Source organism: Kribbella sp. NBC_01505 (genome assembly GCF_045040285.1).
Lineage (GTDB): Bacteria > Actinomycetota > Actinomycetes > Propionibacteriales > Kribbellaceae > Kribbella.
The window spans coordinates 8,596,715-8,622,133 of record NZ_CP109425.1 but is presented as its reverse complement, the minus strand read 5'-3'; the positions used below and the strand labels follow the sequence as shown (position 1 = coordinate 8,622,133).

Below are 25,419 nucleotides of genomic sequence, written 5' to 3'. Positions count from 1 at the left end.
AGCTGGGCAAGTAGGTGAGCTGTCAGGCAGAGTGGTCTGGTCCGACACGCTCTCCGGAGGCCGCCCGTGTTCCGCTCGCTCAAAGTCGCCGTCACTCTTGCCGTTCTGACGGCACCTCTGGTGGTCGTCACCGCTCCCGCGGTGGCGGCCGAGGTGGTCGGCGTCGCCCGTTCGTACGAGGTTGAGGCCGTCGGTGCCGTCCCCTCCGGCTGTACGACGCCTGCCGGGAAGGGCGCCGCTGCCGTCAGCACGGAACGCGGTGTGAACGCGAGTGCTCGTTCTCTCGTCATCAACGACGTGTCGACTTCGTCACACACGGTGGTCGTTTGCCCGCTGGATGCTGCGCCGAGCACGTCGCTGTCGTTCGCGACGTACCCGGCCAGCGTTCCGAACGGGTTCCTGGTCAGCCTGCTCGGTCGCTGGCAAGGCGGCGCCGCCGGGGTGATCTACCACCTGAACGTTCAGTCCAACGGCGCGATCCAGTGGTACAACGGCACCAGCTGGTCGCCGCTCGCCCCGGCTGGGACCGTTCACCTCGGGGCCTGGAACACCTTCCGGATCGACGGGGGAGCGGCCTCCGCACAGGTCACGGTGAACGACGCCGTGGTCGGTACGGCGAATCGCGCCGGAACCGCGGCCGTCCTCGACCTGACCAGCTACCAGTTCGCCAGCAACGGCACGGTCCCGCAGGGCGACAAGGTCTTCTTCGACGACGTGCGCACCACGGCCGGCCGCAGATTCGAGTCCGAACCGGTTGACGCCGTACCGGCCGGATGCAGCACGCCTGCCGGCAAAGCAGCCGCGGTGGTCAGCACGCTGCGCGCCAACACCGGAGCGCGGTCGCTGCGGCTCAACGATCGAGCCGCCGACAAGCAGACCGTGATCTCGTGCCCGGTCGTCCCGCAGCGCGGGGTGGACCTGAAGCTCGCGGTCTACCCGGTCGCGCTCGCTCAAGGCTTTCAGATTTCGCTGCTGGGTCACATGGAAGGGTTCGCCGACCAGCGGCTCGTGTTCCACATCGCGGTCGGTGCGGACGGCAGCCTGCGCTGGTACGACGGGAACTTCTGGACGACCGTGAGCGCGCCGGGCGCCGTACGGGTCGGGGCTTGGAATCAGGTCGCGGTGAAGGTTGCCGCAGACCAGGAAGAGGCGCAGGTGTCGGTGAACGGCGTCCGGCAATTGGCCGGTGGGCCGATCGGGATGCGGCGGGTCACCGACCTCACAACCTTCGAAGTGTCCAGCAATGGGACCGCGCCGGTTGGGGACGAGCTCTTCATCGACGATGTGTCAGCGTTGCAGGCTCCCGATGTTGCGGCGCCTGGGCCGGTCGCGGTCGGGCCCGCGGTCACGGTCGACTCGGTGAACAACGATCTGCTGCAGATGCCGCATTCGGCGATCAACAACGGCTCTGAGGCCGTGGTGACCTACGCCGCACACCCGGACGTCACCGCCAGCAACGGCACCCGCATCGCCACGTCACCCGACCAAGGCACAACCTGGCGACCGGATCCCGCGCGCAACCCGATGCCGACCGCGCAGTCCTACGCGCTGTCCCGGCTGGCCAACGGTGATCTGCTCGCGGTTTCGTACCACACCTACATGCGCACCGGAAACCGCAGCGCGGACGTCGAATCGTCCGTCTCTCACGACGGCGGCCAGACCTGGAGCGCGGTCCGCGTCGGCGCGATGACGACTCCCGTACTGATGAAGCCGATCAGCTCGACCAGCAGCCGGCCTGGCCGCACGATGGGCGGCTTCGTCCTCGTCCACAGCGTCGTCGAGGACCCGGACGGCACTTTGTACCAATCGGGGTACGGCTACTACGACGGCGACACCCGCTACCGGCAGCTCCTGCTGCGCTCCACCGACGGCGGCATCAACTGGACGACGCAATCCACGATCGCCTACAGCGGGACCATCAACGGCGAAGGCTTCTGTGAGGCCGGCGTCGCGCGGGTCGCCGACGGCAGCCTGATCGCAATCATGCGCATGGGCTCCTACCTGAACATGTACCAGGCGCGCTCCACCGACAACGGCAAAACCTGGACGGCCCCTACAGTCATGCGCGCCACCAACGGCGTACCGATGACCGGCGTCTATCCCAGCCTCGTCGTCCTCCCCGACAACCGCGTCCTCCTGTACTACGGCCGCCCGGGCCAGTCCCTCGCCGTCTCCACCGACAACGGCACCACCTGGGCCCCACCGACCTACATCGACTACCGCAACTCCGCCAACGGCTCCCTCATCCAGACCGGCCCCACCACCGTCCTCACCTTCGGCGACCGAGGCGCCAACTGGAGCCTCAACAAGCCCACCACCTCCACCATCTGGTCCCGAACCATCACCCTCCCACCCCGTTCATAACCACCCCTCCGGATAGGGTAAGGTTCTTCCTGCTCGCTTCTTCGGAGTCGAGCGGCGGGCTGTGGCGTAGCTTGGTAACGCGTCTGGCTGGGGGCCAGAAGAGCGCAGGTTCAAATCCTGTCAGCCCGACCCCAAGAGGGGCACCGATTTTGTCGGTGCTCCTCTTTAGTTTTGGGCTCATGAACACTCTGGGGGATCGACGAAACTGGACCGACGATGATCTGCGGTCGGCCATCAGCACCAGCCACTCCTGGCGCGGCGTGGCGAGAGCACTCGGTTTGAAAGGGACATCCGCCGGCTCGATCCGGGTCCTGAAGCGGCACGCCGAGCGGCTCGGTCTCGACTCGGCTCACTTCACTGGTCAGCGCCCGTGGTCCGACGCCCAATTACGGGCCGCCGTGCCGGCGGCGACCTGCTGGGCGGACTTGCTCAGCGCACTCGGGATTCTGGACAACGGTACGGTCCGCACTTCCGTCAAGGGTCACGCGGTTCGGTTGGGCCTGGACCTCACCCATTTCGAACGTCCACGAGACCCGGTGCCGGATGGTGAGCTCTTCGACCGCCCGGTCCAGCTGACGACCTTGCGGTACGCGGCCTCCGCGGTCGCCATGGCCTGGTTCACTCTGCGAGGCTGCGCGGTCGCATTGCCGATAGAGCCGCAGGAGTACGACTTGCTCGTCACAACCTCCAACGGCGTTCAGCGGGTTCAGGTCAAGACGTGCGCTACGCGTAACAAGAAGAAGAACTATTGGCATGTGGGCATTGGCCGCCGGCCCTATACGCTCGACAAGACCGCGAGCAAGATGCCGTACGACCCTGACACGATCGATCTGTTCTTCATCCTGCTCGGTGACGGCAGCATCTACCTCATCCCCAGTTTGGTGGTGGCCGGGCGAATCTCGATCTCGGCCGAGAGCTACCTGCCGTATCGGGTGGGGGATGCGTCGAGCCTGTTGCAGTGAAAATCGTTTGATGGGTGGTGCCGGAGCGGACAGTATTGACGGCTGTGCCTGAACCGGATGTGCGGCCGCTTCGGTCGGCTCCGTTCCGGTGGTTCTTTGCCGGGTGGTCGATCTCCGCCGCGGGCAGTGCGATGGCGCCGGTCGCGCTGGCGTTCGGCGTGCTGGAGCTCACCGGCAGCGTCGGCTGGCTGTCCGCGGTTCTGACGGCTTCGATGGTTCCGATGGTCGCGGCCATGATCTTCGGCGGGGGTGTCGCCGATCGCTACCGGCGCGACGTCGTACTGGGGTGGTCCAGTCTCGGTGCCGGTATCAGTCAGGCCGGTGTGGCGATCGTCCTGCTGACTCACCAGGACCCCGGCTTCTTGCTGCCGCTCGCGGCCCTCAACGGCATGTGTCAGGCGCTGATCGCTCCGACGATGCGCGGCATCGTTCCGCAACTCGCCGGCGGGCGTGGCATCCAGGTGGCGAACTCGCTGCTGGCGTCGAGCAGAAATCTCGCGAGGATGATCGGCCCGGCCGCGGCCGGATTCCTGACGGTCTCGGTCGGTGGCGGCTGGGCCATCGCCGCGGACTCCGCCTCGTTCGTAGTGGCGGCGTTCTGCTTCGGCCGGATGTCGCTTCCCGCCCGCCCGACTCGCGCCGAGGCTTCCTCGAGCATGCTCGACGAACTGCGGGAAGGCTGGAGCTACTTCAGCTCCAACGCGTGGATCTGGTCGGTGACGCTGGCCTTCGCGGTCCTGAACGCCGTCTACCAAGGCGTCTGGCAGATCCTCGGTCCGGTGATCGCCGCGGACACGATCGGCCCGCAAGGGTGGGGCCTGGTGCTGAGCGCCCGCGCGGTCGGCGCGCTACTGGCCACCCTGGCGATGGTGAAGCTGACGGTACGACGGCCGATGGTCTGGGCGCTGTCCCTGATGACGCTGCCTGCCGTGCCACTGGTCTTGCTCGGGACCGGCGCGAACGTCTTGTGGTTGGCCGCGGCCGCATTCGCCGCCGGAGTCGCCTCGGAGTTCTTCACCGTCGTCTGGTCGACGGTCTGTCACCAGCAGATCCCCGAACGACTCCTCTCGCGCGTCGGCGCCTGGGACGAGTTCGGGTCGTTCGCGTCGATTCCGGTCGGCCAACTGTCCGTTCCGTTCCTGGCCGCAGCCTTCGGTACGGCGGCTGTCGCGGTCACCGGTGGGGGACTGCTGGCCGTGGCGATGCTGCTGCCCCTGCTCGTCCCGGCGCTGCGACGCGTCGAATTCGGCGCCGACAGGTGAGGGGGCACCGGATCGGTGCCCCCTCACATGCTCAGTGGACTTCGGCTAGTTCTTTGGGTTCGGGCTTTTCTTGGACCCGGAGGGATTCGCCTTCGATGTCTACGTTCGGGGTGATGCGGTCGAGCCACTTGGGGAACCACCAGGCGGCCTTGCCGAGGAGGCTGAGGACGGCTGGTACGAGGGTCATGCGGACGATGAAGGCGTCGATCAGGACGCCGATCGTGAGGCCGAAGCCGATGGCCTTGATGATCGGGTCGTGGACGAGGATGAAGCCGGCGAAGACCGAGGCCATGATGAGGGCGGCCGCGGTGACGACCCGGGCGCCGTGGCCGAGGCCTTCGACGGTGGCGGGGGTGGCGGGCTTGCCGTGCACGAACTCCTCGCGGACGCGGGAGACGATGAAGACCTCGTAGTCCATCGCCAGGCCGAACAGGATGCCCATCATGATGATCGGCAGGAAGCTCACCATCGGGCCCGGGTTGTCGATGCCGAAGAGGCTCGCGAGGTGGCCCTGCTGGAAGACGGCGACCGTGATGCCGAAGGTCGCGCCGATCGTGAGGACGAACCCGAGGGTCGCCTTGAGCGGGACGAGGATCGAGCGGAACGCCAGCAGCAGGAGCAGGAAGGAGAGCCCGACGATCAGCAGGAGGTAGATCGGCAGCGCGTCGGCCAGCTTCTGGGATACGTCGACACCGACGGCCGTGTTACCGGTCACCGAGATCGTCGCGCCGTTTGTGGCGAGCGGTTTGACCGTGTCCCGGACGGTCTTCACCAGGTCGCTGGTGGCCTCGGAGGCCGGTCCGCTCTTCGGGATGATCTGCAGCAACTGCGTCGTACCGTCCGGGCTGGCCGCTGCGGGCTGCGCCGCGATGACGTCCGGCAGGCTCGGCGCCTTCGCGAGCACCTGCTGGACGATCGCGCCGGAGACCTTCGGGTCAGTGCTCTTCACCACGACGATGAGCGGGCCGTTGGCACCCGGGCCGAAGGCCTCGGCGGTGAGGTCGTAGGCGACCCGCTGGTGACTGCCGGCCGCCGCGGAGGCGCCGTCGGGCAGCGCGAGCCGCATGTCCTTGGCCGGGATCGCGAGCAAGCCCAAGCCAATGATGCCGACGGCAACGATCGGCACGCGGAAGCGCGTCACGAACCGTCCCCACCGGAACCCGAAGCCTTCCTTGACCGGTACCGCGGCCGGTGCCTTGCGGATCTTGCGCGGCAGGATCCGGTCACCGATGAAGCCGAGCATGGCCGGCACCAGCGTGAGTGCGACCAGTACGGCGGTCAGCACGGTCGCCGCGGCCGCGAGTCCCATCGCGGTGAGGAACGGTACGCCGACCACCGACAACCCGGCCAGCGCGATCACCACCGTCGCCCCGGCGAACAGCACAGCGGAACCCGCGGTCGCGGTCGCCCGTGCCACTGACTCCTCGGCGTCCAGGCCCTCGGCGAGCTGGGTGCGGTGCCGCGAACTGATGAACAGCGCATAGTCGATGCCGACCGCGAGGCCGAGCATCAGCGCCAGGATCGGGCCGGTCGACGACACGTCGGTGAACGCGGTCACGATGAACAACCCGGCCATGCCGGCCAGTACGCCGAGCAGCGCGGTCAGCAAGGTCATACCGGCTGCGACGAGCGAGCCGAAGGTGATCACGAGCACGAGTGCCGCGACGACCACACCGATGATCTCGGTGACGCCGATCTCCGGTACGCCGCCGACCACCTGACCACCTGGGACCACCTGCAGGTCACCCGTGCTGAGGCCGGACAGGCCGTCGTACCCCTCGGTGGTTGCCTTGGACAACTCGTCGGCGGGCTTGGCGAACTGGATGCTGATCAGGCCGGTCCGCCCGTCCGGGCTGATCGCCTTGCTGGTGAAGGGGTCGATCGCGGCGATCACGTCCGGCACCTTCGCGGCCTTGGCGACGGTCGCGCCGACGGCGGCCTTCACATTCGGGTCCGCCAGCGTCCTGCCTTCCGGAGCCTTGACCACGACGGTCGCCGACGCGCCACTGGCCGCCGGGAGGTCGTGCTTGAGGGCGTCGAGCGCGCGCTGCGACTCGGTCCCCGGGATCGAGAAGGTGTTCGTCGTCTTGCCGCCGAGGGTCAGCGCACCGACTCCGAGCGCGACGATGATCACCGCCCAGATCGCGGCGACCAGGCGCCGCCGCTGGTAGGAGAACCGGCCGAGCCGGTACAGGAGGTTGGCCATCGGAAAGGCATCCGTTCTGACGTGCGGGCAGAAGCCGGCCGCCCCTCAACTGTCGGCAGACCGGTGGAACAAAACTCTGGTGTGATCAGCTGGGTCTGAGCAGGCGGCGCAGGCCGATGTCGCAGAACCGGCGCAACTCCTCGTCGTTGCGGTCGCCGGGGAAGCGGCACTCACCCATCAGGCCGTTGATGGCGAATCCCGCCAGGTCCTGCTCCAGCGGATCGTCCGACCCGGCGAGGTAGTCCTTCAGCCGGATACCGTCCGCGACGAGCTGCCCCAACTCCGGCACCTCTTCGATCACCGGTATCAGCTCCTGGACCACATCCATCACCCCGCGGTAGCGCACGGCCAGATCGGTGAACTGCCCGATCGTGTACTCCTGCGCGTCAGTGCGCGACATCTTGCCGGCAGCCGCCACGATCACGGCGAGGTCGGCCGCAGCCGGCTCCAGCACCGCGGCCAGTACGGCGGCCTTGCCGTTGAAGTGGTAGAGCACAGTCGCCTTCGAACACCCCGCGGCCGACGCGATGTCCTGCAACGACACCGCGCTGAACCCACGCCCCTGGAACAACCCCGCCGCCTGCCGCACGATCTCGTGCCGGGTGCGCTCACGCGCCGGAGTGGTCATGCCCACAGCATGCCTGACCGATCGGCCAGTTTTCAACCGATCGGTCAGGATTGTGCCCCGCATCACGAAATCCCGAGGCGCCCCACGCCCGAACCCGACACACTGACCAAGTGATCCTGATGCACCCCGACGCCATCCGGCTCACCATCGACACCTACCCGGGCGGGAGACGGCAGTCATCACCGCCATCACCCGGGTGCTCGATGTGGTCGGCTAGTTCACCGGAGACTTACGGACAGCTGGGCTGTGGTCGGCCAGGTGGTGGGGACCTCGTCCGTGTAGTAGACGTACTCGAGGTAGCTCAGCAGGCCGTCGTCGACGAACAGGATCACCGAGCCTGGTACGCCGTCCGCGTCCGGTTCGACCTGCAGTTCCGCGGGAACCAGCCGACCCGGCATCGGCGCCCGGGGTGCTGCCTGGTCCGCGACGAGTAGGTCGATGGACGGGCAGCCGCACGCGCAGCCGCCGACGGACTGGGCGCTGGTCGCCTGGATGCGCAGGTCGGGTGCTCCGGGGAAGTCTGCTGAGAGCAGGAGGTCGAGGACGTCCTGCTCGTCAGCGGTCAGTGGGCGTGGTGCCCACCGTGGTGCGGCTACCAACCGCGCTCGCGCCATTCGGCTACGTGGGGGCGTTCGGTGCCGAGGGTGGTGTCGCCGCCGTGGCCTGGGTAGACCCAGGTCTCGTCGGGGAGGGTGCCGAAGAGTTTGGTGTCGACGTCGTCGACGAGGGACGCGAAGCGTTTCGGGTCCTTCTCGGTGTTGCCGACGCCGCCGGGGAAGAGGCAGTCGCCGGTGAAGACGTGCGGGGCGCCGTCGGGGTCGTCGTACACGAGGGCGATCGAGCCGGGGGTGTGGCCGACGAGGTGGACGACGCGCAGGCGGCAGTCGCCGACGGAGATCTGGTCGCCCTCGTCGGCGAGCTGGTCGGTCGGTACGTCGATGCCCTCGGCGTCGAAGCGGCCGGCGACCGTGGTGGCGCCGGTGGCGGCGACGACCTCGGCGAGGGCCTGCCAGTGGTCGCCGTGGCGGTGGGTGGTGACGATCCGGGCCAGGCCGCCGTCGCCGATCAGGGTGATCAGCGTGCTCGCGTCGTTGGCGGCGTCGATCAGCACCTGCTCGTCGGTCTGCCGGCAGCGCAGCAGGTAGGCGTTGTTGTTCATCGGGCCGACCGCGATCTTGGTGATCATCAGCTTGGCCAGCTCGTGGGTCTGTGCGGGTCCGCCGACCTCGACGTTTCCGTGGTACTCCGGCATGCGCCTGCTCCTGGATTCTAGGTGGGTACCCGATCCTCGCACCCCGCCCGATTTGCGCGGAAGCCGGTTCCGATCGAATATACTTTCGAACACGGTTGCTCCGCTCAGCGCCGACCGATCCACCAGTGAAGGCCCTGAGATCCGCTGCCGGAAGTTTTTGTCGGTGGGCCTCGTTAGCATCACGGGGCATGCCCCGGTCAACCCCCGAGAACGTCTGAGAGTGAGCTTGTGTCTGACCGTCTGATCGTGCGCGGAGCACGTGAGCACAACCTGAAGGACGTCTCGGTCGACCTGCCCCGGGACGCGATGATCGTCTTCACCGGGCTGTCCGGCTCCGGGAAGTCCAGCCTGGCCTTCGACACGATCTTCGCCGAGGGCCAGCGGCGCTACGTCGAGTCACTCTCGGCGTACGCACGGCAGTTCCTCGGTCAGATGGACAAACCCGACGTCGACTTCATCGAAGGTCTGTCGCCGGCGGTCTCCATCGACCAGAAGTCGACCTCGCGCAACCCGCGCTCGACGGTCGGCACGATCACCGAGGTCTACGACTACCTGCGGTTGCTGTTCGCCCGCGCGGGCCGGCCGCACTGTCCCGAGTGCGGCGAGGCGATCGCGCGGCAGACACCGCAGCAGATCGTCGACCGTGTGCTGGAGCTGGAGGAGGGCATCCGCTTCCAGGTGCTCGCCCCGGTCGTCCGCGGCCGCAAGGGGGAGTACCTCGATCTCTTCCGCCAGCTGAGCGGCCAGGGCTTCGCCCGGGCCCGGGTGGACGGCGAGATCATCCAGCTCACCGAGCCGCCGAAGCTCGACAAGCAGAAGAAGCACACCATCGAGGTGGTCGTCGACCGGCTCGCGGTGAAGGGCTCGGCCAAGCAGCGCCTGACCGACTCGGTCGAGACCGCGCTGAATCTGGCCGGTGGCCTGCTGCTGCTCGACTTCGTCGACCTCCCCGCTCAGGACCCGGGCCGCGAGCGCCGGTTCTCCGAGAAGCTCGCCTGCCCGAACGACCACCCCCTCGCGATCGACGAGCTGGAGCCGCGGTCGTTCTCGTTCAACTCGCCGTACGGCGCCTGCCCGGTCTGCTCGGGTCTCGGGACCCGGATGGAGGTCGACCCGGAGCTGCTGATCCCGGACCCGGAGAAGTCGCTCGAAGAGGGCGCGATCCAGCCGTGGTCCGGCGCGAACGTCTCGCAGTACTTCGAGCGTCTGCTCGGGGCGCTGGCCAAGGACCTGAAGATCAAGACGAGTACCCCGTTCGCCGAGCTGCCCGCGAAGGCGAAGAAGTCGCTGCTCACCGGGCACGATAAGCAAGTGCACGTGTCGTACCAGAACCGCTACGGCCGCGAGCGGTCCTACTACACGACCTTCGAAGGCGTCATTCCGTATGTCGAGCGCCGGCACGCCGAGGCGTCCAGCGACACCGGCCGGGAGCGCTTCGAGGAGTACATGCGCGAGGTCCCGTGCCTGGCCTGCAACGGCGCCCGGCTGAAGCCGATCTCGCTGGCGGTCACCCTGGGCGGCAAGAACATCGCCGAGATCAGCGCGATGTCGATCGACGAGGTGCACGACTTCCTGCGCGGGATGGAGCTGTCGCCGCGCGAGAAGCAGATCGCCGAGCGGGTGGTGAAGGAGATCGGCGAGCGGCTGCGGTTCCTGCTCGACGTCGGCCTGGACTACCTCGCGCTCAGCCGGCCGGCGGGCTCGCTGTCCGGTGGTGAGGCGCAGCGGATCCGGCTCGCGACCCAGATCGGTTCCGGCCTGGTCGGCGTGCTGTATGTGCTGGACGAGCCGTCGATCGGTCTGCACCAGCGCGACAACCGGCGGCTGATCGACACCCTGGTCCGGCTCAAGGACCTGGGCAACACGCTCATCGTGGTCGAGCACGACGAGGACACCATCGACCACGCCGACTGGGTGGTCGACATCGGCCCGGGCGCGGGGGAGCACGGCGGCCAGGTCGTCGTCTCCGGCACGGTCGAGGAGCTGCGCAACCACCCGGACTCCATCACCGGTGCGTACCTGTCCGGCCGCAAGGAGATCCCGATCCCCGCGGTTCGTCGGCCACTCACCGAAGGCCGCGAGCTCACGGTGTACGGCGCCCGCCAGAACAACCTGCAGGACATCGACGTGACCATCCCGCTCGGGGTGTTCGTCGCGGTCACCGGAGTGTCGGGCTCGGGGAAGTCGACGCTTGTCAACGACATCCTCTACACCTCGCTGGCGCGGCAGATCTACGGTGCCCGCACGGTGCCCGGACGGCACACCAAGATCTCCGGGATGGACCAGGTCGACAAGGTCATCCACGTCGACCAGTCACCGATCGGCCGCACCCCGCGGTCGAACCCGGCGACGTACACGGGCGTCTGGGACCACGTCCGCAAGCTGTTCGCGGAGACGCCGGAGGCGAAGGTCCGCGGATATCTGCAGGGGCGGTTCTCGTTCAACGTCAAGGGCGGTCGCTGTGAGGCCTGCTCCGGCGACGGCACGCTGAAGATCGAGATGAACTTCCTGCCGGACGTCTACGTCCCGTGCGAGGTGTGTCACGGCGCGCGGTACAACCGCGAGACGCTCGAGGTGCACTACAAGGGCAAGACGGTGGCCGATGTCCTGGACATGCCGATCGAGGAGGCGGCGGAGTTCTTCGCGGCGATCCCGGCGATCTCCCGGCACCTGACCACGCTCGTCGAGGTGGGTCTCGGGTATGTCCGGCTCGGGCAGCCGGCGCCGACCCTGTCCGGTGGTGAGGCGCAGCGCGTGAAGCTGGCCTCCGAGCTGCAGCGCCGGTCGACCGGCCGCACGGTCTACGTGCTGGACGAGCCGACCACGGGTCTGCACTTCGAGGACATCCGCAAACTGCTCGGTGTTCTCGGTGGGCTCGTCGACAAGGGCAACTCGGTGCTGGTCATCGAGCACAACCTCGACGTGATCAAGACCGCCGACTGGATCATCGACCTCGGTCCCGACGGCGGCCGTCGCGGCGGCACGCTGGTGGGGGAGGGGACGCCGGAGGAGATCGCGGCGAACCCCGCGTCGTACACCGGCGAGTTCCTCCGCGAGATCCTGGAGGGCCGCGCCGCGAAGCCGAGCGCGAAGGTCCTGGCCGCCGAAGCCAAGGCCCTACCGACCAAGAAGGCAGCCGCGAAGAAGACCGCCCCGGCCAAGAAGGCGACGGCTACCAAGGCGGCTGCCGCCAAGGCTGCACCTGTGAAGAAGGCTACGGCGACGAAGGCCGCCGCGAAGAAGGCTCCGGCCAAGAAGGCGCCGGCGCGCAAACGCGTCGCCGGCTGACACCGACGTAGCGCGTCGGGCTTCGGCTGGGACCGAAGCCCGGCTGGCAGGTCGGAGAAGGTTTGCGGCTGGGGTTCAAAGCTTCCCAGGAACGGCCGCGTGGGCCTCACCCCGCGACGAGCGCGTACCGGATAGTTGCCTGTATCAACGAGGCCGGGCAGGTGAACGGAATGACCCGGCGCTCCGTCTATGGTGGCGTTCGCGGCGTGCCGAATTCAGGAGGAGACACAGTGAACCAAAAGTGGGAAATCGTCGATCAGGCGCTGGGGAACCTGGCGAAGCAGACTTCGACCAGCACCCAGGATCTCGGTGGCCTGGTGAAGAAGCTTGTTGAGGTGGCGGCGCCTCTCGAGGGCAAGATCGAGGGTGCGGGCAAGGCCGCCTTCGACGGTCTGAAGGCCAACGTCGACCAGATCGCCTACGACCTGAACATGGGAATGGGCAGTATCGCCCAGGGCCAGCAGGGCATGGATGCCGCCTTGAACGCCGGGCAGACTGCGATGGCTGACGAGGCGAACCGGGCCAAGAAGAACTCGGGCTTCGACGCCGCCAAATTCAAGGGCTGAGGACAGGACTGAAATGAGCGACAAGAACAGCTACGACACCGGCGTCTCCGCCCAGGTCCAGTCCGCGATCAACGCGCTCTCGGGCCAGATCACCGCGCTGATCGAGCAGCATCGGGGCAATGTGGACAAGGCCTCGGCGCAGGCGAAGATCGACGGCGCCATGGACACCTACCTGGCCAAGGAAGCGAAGTTCAACACCGCGGCGGACGCGACGCTGGGTGCCATCAAGGCTGTGCAGGACACGATGGCCAAGAACGACAACACCGCCAGGGACGCGATGAAGAAGGCACAGGCCGCCGCCGACAGCATCGGCGGCTGAACGCGGTCAGGTCCGGCGGCAAGTCTGAGGAGTAGCAGTGGACTGGGATATCAGGCCCGAGGGTGTGCAGAAGGTGCTGACGGACACCCAGACGGCGGCCACGCAGTTCGATCCGCTGGCCAAGCAGTACAGCGACAACATCCGGAACGCGATGGTCGGCACGAACGATTTGATGTTCGGCGTGATCGCGGTGGCGATCGGTGAGTATTCCGAGCACTGGGGCCCGAGCTTGGAATCGGCCGCGAAGCAGGTCGGTGCCTCGATCACCGGGGCCTACAACGCGACCAAGGCCTATATCGATGGGCAGAACGAGATGGTGCTGAACGCTCAGCGTGAGGCAGCCGCCGGCTACACGCCGCCCCAGCCCGGTGATCCCGACTACGGCAGTGGCGGGGCGAAGGCGATATGACGGCGCAGCAGGCAGCAACTCGACCCGTGTGAACGAGGACTGAACTGACATGATCGAACCGAACGGCATCCCGATCTCGACGCTGACCAATGTCCTGGAGACGCTCGACTCCTGTGGTCCGCAATTCCGCGATCTGGGGCCCAAGTTCGCCACCCTGGGCAACGATGTGCACCAGAAGTTCCAGGGGCTGCGCGAGGTCTACCACGCGCCCGAGGGCGAGCAGCTGTTCATGTCGACCTTGAAGGTCCAGACCGAGCTGAACAAGTTCGGTCCGAGTCTGCCGGCGATGGCCCAGCACCTGCTGAACATGCGTGACTTCATCGCCCCGCGGCTGAAGACGCTCAAAGATATTCGCCTGCAGGGATTCGAGTGGCACAAGAAGAAGGATGCCAACCCGGACTGGCGGGCCGACCATATGATGGTCGACTGGAACAACCGGATGGTCGGCGACGTCACGCGGATCATGAAAGAGTTCCGTGAAGGCGCTATCGCCTGTGCCAACGCGATCGCCGGGTTGCAGGGTGGCAAGCAGTGGAACTCCGAGACCGGACTGCGCGAAGGTGAGGAGCCACAGGCGGCTCCCGAGGGAGACCCGCCACCGCCGGCCTGGGGAACCACCGAAGAGTTCGATGAGCCGTGGATCATGGACGCCCTGCACGAGCTCGGTCAGTTCGGCCTGGGAATCCTGACCACCGTCGGGGAGTCCGTGGAAGGCCTGCTGACTCTGATCCCGGTCCTGCCGGCGCTCGGAAGCATCCCCGCCTTGCGCGACTGGGCGCACAACGAGCTCAAGTACGACATCCCGACCTGGGGGAAGTCCTGGGAAGCGTTGAAGGGCGTCGGCCAACTGGGTCAGCACATCATGTTCGGTGCGGTCGAGTTGCAGTGGTGGGCCTTCGACAAGCTCACCGGACTGGACACCCGTCCCCAGTTCGTCAAAGAACTGGGCGAGTCGGGTGTCAACATGCTGAAGGGAATCTCCGCCTGGGACGAGTGGTCGAAGAATCCCGCGAAAGCCCTGGGCATGGTCCTGACGAACATCGTCACCACGGTCGGTACGGGTGGTGCCGGCGCCGGGGTCAAGGGCGCGGCCCTGGCAGGAAAGTTCGGAGCCGTCGGTGCGAAGGTAGCCAAGGCCGCCGACGCCGCCGCCGCCGCGAAGGTCGCGGCTCACGACGGTGTACTCGCCCTGGCCAACAGGGTTCCCGGGGTGAAAGCTGTCACGGACGGTCTACAGAAGATCCCGATCATGGGCGACCGCTTCAAGCCCTACGCGGTGCCGAAGGTCCCGGACGTTACGACAGTCCCGGCGCACGTGCCTGTGGGCAAGGTCGACGCGACGCCGTCCACACCGCTGACGCACCCGTCAGCTGTCCCACATCCGAGCGACCCGGTCTCGGTTCCCGGCTCTCATGCCGACCCCGGGGTGCCGGCTCACGCGGACCCGATGACGACGCCGCGGACCACTCCGGGATCACACCCGGATCCGTCCACGCCGAGCGGTCACCCGGACCCGGTGCTGCCTCCTCCGACCAACCCGTCCCCTGGTATGCCAGGTGCCCACGGGCGGCCGGGCGATGGCCCGGGGCCCACGCCGCCTTCCCACACCGAACCAGGTACGACACCGGGCAGCACGCCCGGTACGACACCGGGCACCACGCCCGGTACGACACCGGGCACCACGCCCGGTACGACACCGGGCACCACGCCACCTGGTACGCACGGGCAGCCGGGCAACCCGCCCGCATCGGACGGTGAACTTGGAACCGGACCGGGCCGGACCGGCGAACCAGCGTCTCCTCCCGGAAGAGTCGACGGGCCTGGTCACCCGACTGCGCAGCATCCGCCGGTCGACCCCCAGGTCGGCGGGCACGGCCGCACCGATGGTCCTGATCTGAAGCAGCCGGTCGGTCCGGTCAAGTCGAACGACGACTGGCACAAGGGCGACGAGCCCGGCACCCCACCCGGCCGCACGCCTCCTCGCTCGGACACTGGCCAGGGCCGGCCGACGCCCCCGGCAACGCCTCATACCCCCGACACTCCGGGGACGTCTCACCCGTCCAGCGACCTTCCGGGAAAGGTGCATACCCCCGGCGATCTTCCCGGCAGGCCGCGGGAAACGCCGCCTACCGCTGAGCCTCCGGCAACGCCCGAAGGTCCGCATGGACCGGAGACCAACCCGACCGCACCCGCGACCCGGCCAGCAGATCCGGCCGTCGTCAGCCCGCCCTACCTGCCGACGCCCGGCATGCCGCACCCTGGTACGCCGGGCACTCCGCACACCGGAGTACCAGATGCTCCGCACAGCGGTACTCCCGGTACGCCGTCGGGTCGCACACCTGAGGGAGGTCGCCCGCCCCGCACGCCGGAGACTCAGCCGACCCCGAACCGTGGCGACTACGGCAAGCCGTCGATAGCGGATCGTCTCGGCGGCAAGGAACCGCCCTCGACCCCGACGCGAGGCGGTTCTGAGGGGCGGCAGCCTCACGACGGCATGGATGCCGACAAGACTCCTGACGGCCGCAGGGAGCCCGGGAACCGGACTCCCGACTCAGGACGGCAGCCGGACCAGCCTGCAGCGCCGACGCCACCGCACGAGCAGCCGCCGCGTGGAGAGTCGCCCAAAACACCGGAGCGCCCGCTCAGTGACCTTCAGGCTCGTCTTGAGGGTAAAGACGCGCCAGAGGCGCCGCCGCGCCGTCCGGCCGCGTCGCCCGAGGGCGACGGCATTCGCCGTCCCGAGTGGCAACGCCGGCCCGAACCGGCGGACTCGCCTGCAACTCCGGCGTCACACGTGCCAGAAGGCCGGCACGCGCCGGAACCCACGAGTCCGCACACTCTGGACGGAACGCCCGAAGCTCCGCATCCGACGCGTTCCCCGGACGGCACCCACGTCCCAGACCTGGACCGTGTGCCGGAGGGGCGCCGGCCGCATGAGGATCCAGATGCGACGCAGCGGGTTCCGCGTGACGAGATCGGTAAGGCGGACGGGCAGGGTAGTCCGCGTCGGCCGCATGAGGATCCAGATGCGACGCAGCGGGTTCCGCGTGACGAGATCGGTAAGGCGGACGGGCAGGGTAGTCCGCGCCGGCCGCATGAGGATCCAGATGCGACGCAGCGGGTTCCGCGTGACGACATCCGCAAGGCGGACCGTCAACCAGGCGACCCGGGACAACCTCGTGAGGCGTCGCGGCACGCGCGGCCGTCTCCGGAGCAGCCTCGGCCTGCCTCGCCGAGCAATCACCAGCCCGATCCCCACCAGCCCGATTCCCACCGGCCCGAGTCACGGCAGCCCCAGGCGGAGAACAATCTGGAGCGCCTGTACAAGAACCATCCCGACGCGGACGCGGTTCCGACCGATCTGGACCGCAAGCTCGACGACCTCTACAAGAACCACCCGGACACGCCGGACTCGGCCGCGGACGGGTGGCCGATGGGTGACAAGGAGTTCCGGGCGTCGGACGCGGACCAGGCGGCTTTCCGTGAGCGGTTCCCGAAGTACGACGCGGGCCGGATGCAACTGCATCGGGAACGTGGCCGGGATCAGCTCGGTGACGGGATCGACGACCTGACCGACGTCGACATCGAGGCGACCGAGAAGCTGCTGCAGATGGATCACCAGGGCATCAACCGTGGTCTGCGCGACGGCGACCCGGCAGTCGAGGCGAGTCCGATCGTCCGCAACGCGATGTCGGCATTGCACAAGCTGCCGGACACCAAGGCGCTCGTGCACCGGGGCATCGGGTGGACGGACCCCGCGAAGATCCAGTCTTTCCTGGATCGGTACGTGGTCGGTGGCACTGTGCGCGAGAAGGCGTTCACGCACTCGGACAAGCAACTGGAGGCCAGCCACCCGGGCAAGGTGCAACTGCACATCGACAGCCGGCACGGCAAGGACCTCACGTTCCTGCGCGACAAGCACATCGGCATCCAGGAGGTCGTGCACCTGCCGCACACCGATTTCTACCCGACCGCCAAGCGCTTTGATCCGGAGACGGAGACCTGGCACGTGTATGTCCGCGACTATGGTGGACCTTTCGTGGAGGGTGCGGCGCCGACCCACCTGGCAGGAGGTGCGCCCGATGTCGGGTAGTTACGGCACGCAGGTGATCGAGTCGGTGGCGGTTCGCCGCCGCCGGCTGCGGGAGGCCTGGCTGTTCGGGGCAGACCGGATCCGGAACACGTTGAACGAGCAGACCGGCAAGGTGTTCGCGAGCGTGGTGATCGCGGCGGTCGCCTGCGCGGGTTGTGCCGGCGTCTCGTACTACAAGACGTCGATGGCCAAGGACCAGCAGAAGCAGCAGCCGGTCAACGGCTCGACGACCGGTCCCGCCAGCCCGCAACCCAGCCGCTAGTCAGCGTCCGAAGAGGTGCCGCAGCCACGTTCGTCGCGGCTGCGGCTTCAGCGCGCCCGGCAGTATGGCGGTCGGCGGCGAAGCCAGCGTGACAGGGACGTGGACGAGTTGGTCCCCTTGCAGCCAGAACAGATCGGGCGAGCACTGGTCCGGTGCGTCCCGATAGGTCTGCGCGATCCACCGCGCGAGTTCGTCGGCGCGTTCCTGTCCGGCATCCGCGGGGCAGTATCCAACTGTGCTCAACCGCGGTACGCCCACCAGCAGACCGGCCCCGATAGATGCTGCTGGCAACATCGTCTCGCGGTCGACCAGTGCCATCGAGATCAGCGGATCGCCGGCACGTCGCAAGAACGAGAAGTTTCCGGCGTCCACAGCAGTCAGGCCGGTGATCTCGGCGAGGGTCAACTGCACCGGAGACGGCACGTCCGGATCGCCGAGCCCCAGCATCGATCGCCGGACGACTGTCAGTCGGCGCAACTGTGCTCCGGTCCGGATGAACACCACGACCTCGAAGTAGTCCCCGAACGGCAGTAGGACGTCCGCAACCGGCCCGGCGGTCCGGGCAGACCAGCCACGCTGAACCAGGAGGGTCCGCTGCCGCTCGGCGACGTCGCCGTACCGGTGCTCCTCGGTGGCGAGTTCGCCCTCGGCGACGACGGCCAGCAACCACGCCTCGATCTGCTCCGGCCACAGCCGCCTTGGTAGCTGTTGGCAACGTTCGACGATCTCCGAAACGTCGACCACCGCCGACATCTGGCTGGCACCGCGGCCCCAGCCGACCTCGACCGTACGCTGCTCGCGATCGACAGTGGTGCCAGGCAGCCAGATCGGCGCCAGTTCGCTGAGCACGTCAAGAATCGCCGCGTGGTGGTCGGTAGGTGTCATTCAATTGACCTCTGGCCACCACTAGAGTGTGTGGCGGATCCGATCGGTAGAAGTCCCCCGCGAGAAGCGGGCTGGTCAGCGGAGGAAACTTTAGTGGCAAGCCGGCTCGTGCACCGCCCCGCGCGGCGCACTCCCAGCCCGGGGGCACAACAACAACGCGTCATCGAGCCCGGCCCGACGCTCGGTGGAGCCGGCGGTGGTGGCGGTGCCGGAAGCATGGTGCAGTCCCTGGTGCCGATGATCGGCGGTCTCGGATCGGTCGCGATGATGACCATGGGCCGGTCCGGCCCGATGGTGATGGTCGGGATCGTGCTGCTCGTGGTGACTCTGCTCGCGTCGCTGATCGGCGCGTTGTCCTCCCGCGGCAAAGGGGGCAAGGACCGTCGGCACCAGCGCACTCGCTACCTCGACTATCTGGAGCGGCTGCGCGAAGAGTTCTCGGTCGAGGAGCGCAAGGCTCGTGGTCAGGCCCTCGAGCTGAACCCGCCGCCGGACGCGCTGCTCGACTGCGTGACCGATGTATCCCGCCTGTGGGAGCGACGCCGTACAGACAGCGACTTCATGCAGCCGCGGTGCGGTAGCGGCCGGGTTCCTGTGGTGCCGGCCGTTGTCGGTCGGTCCGGCTCGGCGATGGAGCCGCCGGATCCGTTCATGATGGCCGAGGCGAACGCACTGGTCCGGCGATTCACGCTGATCCCGGACATGCCACTGACCGTCCCGCTGGACCATGTCGGCAACGTGAGCATCGTCGGCGACCGTGAAGGTGTCGTACGGGTCGCCCGTTCACTGATCGTCCAGTCCGCGGTATGGCATGCTCCCGAGGACCTGGAGATGGCTGCCAGTTTCCCGCCGGCCGCGTCACCCGAGTGGCAGTGGATGACCTGGCTGCCGCACGTGCAGGACCCGGACCGCAGGCAAGGCGGGGTGCCGTTCCGGCGGCTCGCGGAGACGCCGGACGAGCTGACCCAACTGTTGTCGGACGACCTCGGTCGACGAGTCCGATGGGCGACCGAGTCCCGCCGTGGATCCGTCGACCTCAACGACCGCCGCAAGCTGACCCAGCGGCTGCTGGTGCTGCACGACACCTACGGCGATGTCAGCTCCGAGGTGCGCCCACAGGCCGACGACTCGCTGGTGCCGGGGGAGCTCGGCGTCACGGTGCTGCACCTGGTCGCCGACCGCGTCCAGGAGCCGAGCACGGTGACGATCCGCATCACCGTCTACGGAGACGACGTACGGGTCGAGGATCTGCGCGGGCCGTACCCGATGGTGGCCGGCGGTCAGGTAGACAAGTTCGACGCTGCCGCGGCCGAAGGCATCGCGCGCGAACTGACGCCGCTGAGACTGTCCGCGGAGTCTCTTGAGGAGGACGCGCAGCTCGAGGACGTCGAGTTCATGGGGCTGCTCGGCATCGAAGATCCTGCCAACCTGGACTTCCGGCGGCTCTGGCAACGCCGACCCGACCGTGCCTTCCTCCGCGTGCCCGTCGGGATCGACGAATCCGGTGCTACGACGCTGATCGACCTGAAGGAGTCTGCCCAGCTGGGGATGGGCCCGCACGGACTGTGCATCGGGGCGACCGGATCCGGAAAGTCGGAGCTGCTCCGGACCATGGTGATGGCGCTGCTCGCCACTCACAGCCCGGACGATCTGGCGCTGGTGCTCATCGACTTCAAGGGCGGTGCCTCGTTCGCGCCGTTCGAGGGCGCCCCGCACGTGGCCGGCATCATCACCAACCTCGCCGACGACGCGTCACTGATCGAGCGGGCCTATGCCAGCCTCTCCGGTGAGGTCCAGCGGCGCCAGCAGGTCCTGAAGGACGCCGGCAACGTCGCCAACATCACCGACTACCGGCTGCTCCGCGATCAGCGACCGGAGATGGATCCGCTACCTCATCTGTTCGTGATCATCGACGAGTTCGGCGAGTTGCTGAACGCGCGGCCGGACTTCATCGACCTGTTCCTGTCCATCGGGCGGATCGGCCGGTCGATCGGCGTACACCTGTTGCTGTCCAGTCAGCGGATCGAATCGGGTGCGCTGCGTGGACTCGACACGTACCTGTCCTATCGGCTTGGTCTGCGCACGTTCTCCGAGGACGAGAGCCGGACGGTGCTGGACACGAACGACGCGTTCCATCTGCCGCCGCTGCCCGGATTCGGGTACCTGAAGGTCGACACCAGCGTCTACCAGCGCTTCAAGGCGGCCTACGTGTCGGGTCCTTACACCGGTGTGACCGAGCTGCAGGTGGATGACGGCGATCAGGCGGTTCGGCCGTACCCGTTGCCGCTGTACCAGCAACCCGAGTCGGAGGTAGCCGCGGCACCCGACGCCGAGCAGCAGGCCACCGTGCGGACCACCGGTCCGACGGTTCTCGGTGTATTCGTCGACCAGGTACGCAAGGCCGCTGACTCGGTACTGAAGATCTGGTTGCCGCCGCTGCCGGCCGCCTGCACACTCGACCAGGTGTCCGGACGGGCGGACTTCTTCGATGACCGCGGTCTGCAGCTCGCGGTCCCGGTGCCGGTGATGAATCCGCCGATCGGCGTGATCGACGACCCGCGGAACCAGCGGCAGGAGGTCTTCCGGCTGGACCTGACCAAGGCCGGCGGGCACGTCGGCATCGTTGGTGGTCCGCAGTCGGGCAAGACAACCGCCCTGCGAACCATCGTCACGGCCCTGGCCCATACGCACACACCGCGCGAAGTGGCGATCTATGCGATCGACCTGGCCGGTGGCGGTATGCAGGCGCTGGAGAACCTGCCGCACGTCGGCGGTGTCGCACTGCGGACCGACCGGGAGCGGATCCGGCGGACGCTCGAAGAGATCCGGGGCATGCTGGACCACCGTGAGCGGGTGTTCCGCAACAACGGTATCGACACCATGGAGGCACTCCGCCAGGAACACGCGGCCGGGCGCCTGCCGGAGCTGGCCACCGCCGACATCGTCTTGGTGATCGACAACTTCGGTGCGATCCGGACCACTTTCGACGAGCTCGACGAGCCGGTCTCGGACCTGCTGCAGCGCGGCAGCAGCTACGGCATTCACGTCGTTACCTCGATGATGCGCTGGAACGATGTACGCATGCAGAACCAGTCCCTGTTCGGCACGATGCTGGAGCTGCGACTGAACGACGCCGCCGACTCCAACATCGACCGCCGGTTGCAGGAGGTTCTGCGCAAGGCCGGACCTGGGCGGATGCTGGTGCCTGGCAGCAAGCTGTTCGTTCAGATCGCGCTGCCGCGGGTGGATGGGACTCCGACCGACGACAACCTCAGCGACGTACTGGCCGCTCAGGCAGTGGCCGTTCGGTCGACCTGGCAGGGACCGACGGCACCCCAGATCCGGATCCTGCCGTTGCAGCTGCCGCGCATCGAGGTCCCCGACGAGATCCGGCAGCCGGGCGTCATCCCGATCGGTGTGGACGAGCGGGTCCTCGGGCCGGTGTACTTCGACCTCGCCGGTCGCGACAGCAACCTGGTCGTGTTCGGCGACAGCGGGTCCGGCAAGACGAACGCGGTCAAGCTGATCGTTCAGCAACTGCTGGAGCGGCACACGTCCGAGCAGCTGGTCTTCGGCGTGATGGACCCGCGGCGCGGACTGCGCGGCCTGATCCCGGACGGCTATCTGGGCGGCTACGCCCCGACCTCACGGGTAGCAGCCGGCCTTGCCGCGGGCATCTCGGAGGAGCTCGCCAAGCGGATGCCGGACGATTCGAGCACCGCCGTCAGTCCGGCGCCGACCGGCCCGCGCATCGTCATCCTCGTCGACGACTACGATCTGCTGACCGCTGGTGCTCAGGCGCCGATGACGCCGTTCCTCCCGTATGTCGCGGCCGGACGCGACATCGGCCTACATTTCATTGTGACCCGACGGGCTTCCGGGGCGTCACGGCAGATGTACGAGCCGTTCCTGGCGGCCGTGCTGGAGACCGGTTCCGCAGGTTTGGTGCTGTCCGGTGAGCGCAGCGAGGGGCAGCTCTTCACGGGCGCGGCCCCGGGCGACTACCCGCCGGGACGTGGCTTGTTCGTCCGACGGGGTGACGGTCCGGAGCTCGTTCAGACGGCTCTTTCCGACGTGCTACCGATCGAGGGCAGTGGAGGAACGGTATGACCTACGACTTGGTGGCTTTGGTGGACGGGCGACCGTCGTCCAAGGATGTGCTGGCCGGACTGATGGCCGCGGGCGAGGACCTCGGGGTGCGCGCCGTCAGTGAGGGTGCGGTGATCCAGCTGTGCGACGAGGAGAACAATCCGCTGGTTTCGATGGAGGCACCGCAGCTTGTGCAGGTGCCGGGCGAGGTCGAGCGGATGCTCGGCGTCGGCATCGGTCCGATCCAGACGCCGGTGTGGTGGATCGAGGTCCGGGCGTCCGCGACCCAGGGTGCGCGAGAGCTGGCCGAGAGGTACGTGGACACCTTGACGACGCGGCTCGGTGGGCGGGTGTGGAGCCCCGAAGGCGCCGGCGAAGTGCGGCTTCCGAGCACGGCAGACGGGGAGTAGTCGAGATGCCGAACCAACTGAGCTACAGCCCCGGCGTGGACCTGATCACCGACAAGGTCGCCGTGGTCATGCAGGACCGCCCGGTGGTCGGGATGTCAGCCTGGCTGAGTGATGCTTTGGTCGCGGCCAAGATGGAAGATCGCGACGTGCAGCTGGTGACCTCCACGAAGGCCACGCTGACCTGGCCGGTCCGTTCGATGTTGTTCCGGGGCCGGTACTCGCGCTGGGTGGTCACCACCGGCAGCGGGGAGTCCTTCGACGGCATCACGGGCGTCCGCCTCAAGTGGAACGGCGACATGTTCGTGCCGCGGGCAGCCGTGCCGGCGGGGGAGAGCACTTCGGACATCCACCCGGATTTCGTGGTCATGGAGGACCTGAACGGAATCCTGCAGGTGACGGTGCGGGTTCGGCACAAGCCGGTCGCGGCGACGGAACTCGGCCGCGTGGCGGAGTTGTTGTTCAACCGGACCACCGGAGCGGGACCCGCGGGCTGGTCGACCTCCGAGCCGGTGACCCAGCCGTGGAGCACGGAGGCCCTGACGGAGTATTGCCGCGGCCGGGCGCCGGAGCCTACCTGGCTCGTGGTGACCGGTCAGCCGGGCAAGGAGCTCAAGCCCGCCGTCGGCACGCTCGAGGCCCGACGTGGCCGATCCGGGCTGGACGAGACCGTGTCGTTGGCGATCGGGCAACCAGGAAAAGACTTTCCCGCCCTAGGCGTGATCGGCGACCTGATCGATGAGGTCGCCGACCACTTCGAGCTGATCTCGGCGACGGTGCTCGGCGGGAACGGCTCGTCCGACGGTACCTACCAGCCGCGGTTCGTCGGGATGACCTGCCCGGTCGGCCTCGCCTTCGGCAACGAAGCGGTCGAGGCATCGTCGCTGGAGGACATGCTGGCGGTCGAGGGCATCAATGCCCAGGCGATCGGTCCGGTGCACACGCCGGCTGTCTGGTACCCGGTCGGCGACGGTCGCGACCCCTCCGCCTGGGAGCGGTACGCGACGGTGGTCAAGAAGATGATGCCGATCCAGCAAGCGGCCGACGCCGCCATTCGGCGATGAAGTACGAGCAGGACAGGAGTTCGGAACGATGAGTGTCTACAGCCGTGTGACGGTGATCGGGCAGCGCCGTCGGCTGGATGCGGTGCTGCCGGCGGACCAGCCGCTCGGCGTCCTCCTGCCCGACCTGCTCCGGATGCTGGACGAGCCGCTGCAGCCCACGCCGCAGCGCCGGTTCCTGACGACTGCGACCGGAGTGCTGGTGCCCCCGGAGGGGACGCTGGCTTCCGCGCAGATCATCGACGGGACAGTGCTGCGGCTGGCGTCCGAGGGCGAGTTGCCGCCGCCTCCGACCGTGTACGACGTGACCGAAGAAGCCGTCGAGGACCTCAAACGACGCGGTACGACGTTCAAGCCCGCCCACCGGCGCGTGCTGGCTGGGACCGGGCTGGTGTTCTCGGTCGTGTCGGGGGCGGTCTCGCTGCTGGTCGCGGCGCCGAACGCGATCACTGCCGCGGTGTTGCTGGTGATCGCTGCGATCGGCGCCTTCGTCGGCATCGCGCTCGGGCGGTCGGGCAACAAGGTGATCGCGATCCCGCTGGTCTTCGTGGCGACGGTGCTGCTGTCGCTGGCGGTCGGGTTCTGGGGGCTGGACGCGGGCTGGGACCTCGGGCTGGTCATCAGCATCGGGGCACTGTGCCTGGCGATCGGCCCGTTGTTCTTCTCGGCAGCCGGGCTCGCCGGTGGCGGAGTGGTCGCGGGTGCGACGTCCGTGCTGTTCGTTCTGGTCTGGATGGTCGGTGTCGGCACCGGTCTGGCCGCGGACCGGATCGGTGCGCTCGCTGCGCTGCTCGCCGTGCTGCTGCTCGGTCTGCTGCCCCGGATGGCGCTCGCGCTGTCCGGACTGTCCGGTCTGGACGACAAGCGCGCCTCCGGTCAGGAGATCATGCGCGGTGACGTGCAGAGTGCGCTGAACGCGGCCCACCTCGGGCTGGCGCTGGCGACGGTGCCGATCGCGGTGTCGTCTGGTGTGGCGGGCATCATGCTGCTCCGGGCCGGTGGCCCGTGGGCGGTCGCGCTGGCTCTGGTGCTGGCGTTCCTGCTCGCTTCGCGGTCGCGGTTGTACCCGCTGGTGCAGGAGGTCGCCGTACTGTTCGCAGCGGCGTTCACTGTGGTGTCCGGGTGCGTGCTGATCGCCGCGCTGAACGGTCAGGGCGGTGCGTTCATCGCGCTCGGGCTGCTGGTGCTGGTGGCGATGTTCTGTGCCTTCGGTCTCGGTTTCGCACCGGCGGAGCATGTCCGTGCGCGGCTGACGCAGCTGCTCGACTATCTTGAGGTTGGCGCGATCATCGTGACGGTCCCGCTGGCGCTGGGAGTGTTCGGCGTCTACACCAACCTGCTGCACGCATTCTGACGACCGGATGGA

The 25,419-nt window shown here is 67.9% G+C and carries 18 protein-coding genes and 1 tRNA gene; 14 read left to right on the top strand and 5 right to left on the bottom strand.

Annotated features, from left to right (window positions below):
• Positions 1-66 precede the first annotated feature (66 nt).
• The 4 genes from OG474_RS40505 to OG474_RS40490 all read left to right on the top strand — a co-directional run bounded on the left by OG474_RS40505 (position 67) and on the right by OG474_RS40490 (position 4,588).
• Complete coding sequence (locus tag OG474_RS40505) at positions 67-2,364, top strand: exo-alpha-sialidase (protein WP_405058964.1); 2,298 nt, start codon at positions 67-69, stop codon at positions 2,362-2,364.
• Positions 2,365-2,419: 55 nt separating this feature from the next.
• Positions 2,420-2,493 (top strand) — tRNA-Pro (locus OG474_RS40500).
• A 26-nt stretch (positions 2,494-2,519) separates the two neighbouring features.
• Positions 2,520-3,326 carry a group I intron-associated PD-(D/E)XK endonuclease gene (locus OG474_RS40495; RefSeq protein ID WP_405064665.1) on the top strand — a complete coding sequence of 269 codons (807 nt, stop codon included), beginning with the start codon at positions 2,520-2,522 and terminating at the stop codon, positions 3,324-3,326.
• A 44-nt stretch (positions 3,327-3,370) separates the two neighbouring features.
• Positions 3,371-4,588, top strand: a complete 1,218-nt coding sequence (locus OG474_RS40490) for an MFS transporter (RefSeq protein WP_405058963.1) — start codon at positions 3,371-3,373, stop codon at positions 4,586-4,588.
• Between the two features lie 31 nt (positions 4,589-4,619).
• Here OG474_RS40490 and OG474_RS40485 read toward each other — a convergent pair whose 3' ends face one another.
• The 4 genes from OG474_RS40485 to OG474_RS40470 form a co-directional block, all read right to left on the bottom strand.
• Positions 4,620-6,794: an MMPL family transporter gene (locus OG474_RS40485; protein ID WP_405058962.1), complete on the bottom strand. Its 2,175-nt coding sequence runs from the start codon at positions 6,792-6,794 to the stop codon at positions 4,620-4,622.
• Positions 6,795-6,879: 85 nt separating this feature from the next.
• The gene (locus tag OG474_RS40480; RefSeq protein ID WP_405058961.1) at positions 6,880-7,422 is read right to left on the bottom strand and encodes a TetR/AcrR family transcriptional regulator; all 543 of its coding nucleotides are present in this window, start codon (positions 7,420-7,422) and stop codon (positions 6,880-6,882) included.
• Between the two features lie 218 nt (positions 7,423-7,640).
• The gene (locus OG474_RS40475; RefSeq protein ID WP_405058960.1) at positions 7,641-8,036 is read right to left on the bottom strand and encodes a hypothetical protein; all 396 of its coding nucleotides are present in this window, start codon (positions 8,034-8,036) and stop codon (positions 7,641-7,643) included.
• Positions 8,015-8,674 (bottom strand): MBL fold metallo-hydrolase, encoded by a 660-nt coding sequence (locus tag OG474_RS40470; protein WP_405058959.1) that lies wholly within the window; start codon positions 8,672-8,674, stop codon positions 8,015-8,017. The genes OG474_RS40475 and OG474_RS40470 overlap by 22 nt, the downstream gene beginning before the upstream one ends.
• Before the next feature lie 228 nt (positions 8,675-8,902).
• On the opposite strand from OG474_RS40470, the gene uvrA reads away from it, so the two are divergent.
• The 6 genes from uvrA to OG474_RS40440 all read left to right on the top strand — a co-directional run bounded on the left by uvrA (position 8,903) and on the right by OG474_RS40440 (position 17,611).
• Positions 8,903-11,962, top strand: a complete 3,060-nt coding sequence (gene uvrA / locus OG474_RS40465; RefSeq protein WP_405058958.1) for an excinuclease ABC subunit UvrA — start codon at positions 8,903-8,905, stop codon at positions 11,960-11,962.
• A 170-nt stretch (positions 11,963-12,132) separates the two neighbouring features.
• The gene (locus tag OG474_RS40460) at positions 12,133-12,528 is read left to right on the top strand and encodes a hypothetical protein (RefSeq protein ID WP_405058957.1); all 396 of its coding nucleotides are present in this window, start codon (positions 12,133-12,135) and stop codon (positions 12,526-12,528) included.
• A gap of 13 nt (positions 12,529-12,541) precedes the next feature.
• Positions 12,542-12,847, top strand: coding sequence for a hypothetical protein (locus OG474_RS40455; RefSeq protein WP_405058956.1), 306 nt, complete (start codon positions 12,542-12,544; stop codon positions 12,845-12,847).
• Positions 12,848-12,884: 37 nt separating this feature from the next.
• The gene (locus OG474_RS40450; protein ID WP_405058955.1) at positions 12,885-13,256 is read left to right on the top strand and encodes a DUF6507 family protein; all 372 of its coding nucleotides are present in this window, start codon (positions 12,885-12,887) and stop codon (positions 13,254-13,256) included.
• Positions 13,257-13,305: 49 nt separating this feature from the next.
• Positions 13,306-17,349: a hypothetical protein gene (locus OG474_RS40445; protein WP_405058954.1), complete on the top strand. Its 4,044-nt coding sequence runs from the start codon at positions 13,306-13,308 to the stop codon at positions 17,347-17,349.
• Positions 17,339-17,611 (top strand): hypothetical protein, encoded by a 273-nt coding sequence (locus tag OG474_RS40440; RefSeq protein WP_405058953.1) that lies wholly within the window; start codon positions 17,339-17,341, stop codon positions 17,609-17,611. Before OG474_RS40445 ends, OG474_RS40440 begins: the two co-directional genes overlap by 11 nt.
• On the opposite strand, the gene OG474_RS40435 is transcribed toward OG474_RS40440, so the two are convergent.
• Entirely contained in the window at positions 17,612-18,496 is an 885-nt protein-coding gene (locus OG474_RS40435) for a hypothetical protein (RefSeq protein WP_405058952.1), read from the bottom strand.
• Positions 18,497-18,712: 216 nt separating this feature from the next.
• On the opposite strand from OG474_RS40435, the gene eccCa reads away from it, so the two are divergent.
• The 4 genes from eccCa to OG474_RS40415 are packed head-to-tail and all read left to right on the top strand — an operon-like array spanning position 18,713 to position 25,407.
• Positions 18,713-22,606, top strand: a complete 3,894-nt coding sequence (eccCa, locus tag OG474_RS40430; protein ID WP_405058951.1) for a type VII secretion protein EccCa — start codon at positions 18,713-18,715, stop codon at positions 22,604-22,606.
• Positions 22,603-22,995 (top strand): hypothetical protein, encoded by a 393-nt coding sequence (locus OG474_RS40425; protein WP_405058950.1) that lies wholly within the window; start codon positions 22,603-22,605, stop codon positions 22,993-22,995. The genes eccCa and OG474_RS40425 overlap by 4 nt, the downstream gene beginning before the upstream one ends.
• Positions 22,996-23,000: 5 nt before the next feature.
• The gene (locus OG474_RS40420; protein WP_405058949.1) at positions 23,001-24,056 is read left to right on the top strand and encodes a DUF6177 family protein; all 1,056 of its coding nucleotides are present in this window, start codon (positions 23,001-23,003) and stop codon (positions 24,054-24,056) included.
• A gap of 28 nt (positions 24,057-24,084) precedes the next feature.
• The gene (locus OG474_RS40415) at positions 24,085-25,407 is read left to right on the top strand and encodes an EsaB/YukD family protein (protein WP_405058948.1); all 1,323 of its coding nucleotides are present in this window, start codon (positions 24,085-24,087) and stop codon (positions 25,405-25,407) included.
• Positions 25,408-25,419: the final 12 nt, after the last annotated feature.

What these genes read in the sequence shown, in the direction of transcription:
- OG474_RS40485 (WP_405058962.1), bottom strand. Translation starts at nt 6,794, where the DNA reads ATGGCCAACCTCCTGTACCGGCTCGGCCGGTTCTCCTACCAGCGGCGG.
- OG474_RS40480 (WP_405058961.1), bottom strand. Translation starts at nt 7,422, where the DNA reads ATGACCACTCCGGCGCGTGAGCGCACCCGGCACGAGATCGTGCGGCAG.
- OG474_RS40475 (WP_405058960.1), bottom strand. Translation starts at nt 8,036, where the DNA reads ATGGCGCGAGCGCGGTTGGTAGCCGCACCACGGTGGGCACCACGCCCA.
- OG474_RS40470 (WP_405058959.1), bottom strand. Translation starts at nt 8,674, where the DNA reads ATGCCGGAGTACCACGGAAACGTCGAGGTCGGCGGACCCGCACAGACC.
- OG474_RS40460 (WP_405058957.1), top strand. Translation starts at nt 12,133, where the DNA reads ATGACCCGGCGCTCCGTCTATGGTGGCGTTCGCGGCGTGCCGAATTCA.
- OG474_RS40455 (WP_405058956.1), top strand. Translation starts at nt 12,542, where the DNA reads ATGAGCGACAAGAACAGCTACGACACCGGCGTCTCCGCCCAGGTCCAG.
- OG474_RS40445 (WP_405058954.1), top strand. Translation starts at nt 13,306, where the DNA reads ATGATCGAACCGAACGGCATCCCGATCTCGACGCTGACCAATGTCCTG.
- OG474_RS40440 (WP_405058953.1), top strand. Translation starts at nt 17,339, where the DNA reads ATGTCGGGTAGTTACGGCACGCAGGTGATCGAGTCGGTGGCGGTTCGC.
- OG474_RS40435 (WP_405058952.1), bottom strand. Translation starts at nt 18,496, where the DNA reads ATGACACCTACCGACCACCACGCGGCGATTCTTGACGTGCTCAGCGAA.
- eccCa (WP_405058951.1), top strand. Translation starts at nt 18,713, where the DNA reads ATGGTGCAGTCCCTGGTGCCGATGATCGGCGGTCTCGGATCGGTCGCG.
- OG474_RS40425 (WP_405058950.1), top strand. Translation starts at nt 22,603, where the DNA reads ATGACCTACGACTTGGTGGCTTTGGTGGACGGGCGACCGTCGTCCAAG.
- OG474_RS40420 (WP_405058949.1), top strand. Translation starts at nt 23,001, where the DNA reads ATGCCGAACCAACTGAGCTACAGCCCCGGCGTGGACCTGATCACCGAC.
- OG474_RS40415 (WP_405058948.1), top strand. Translation starts at nt 24,085, where the DNA reads ATGAGTGTCTACAGCCGTGTGACGGTGATCGGGCAGCGCCGTCGGCTG.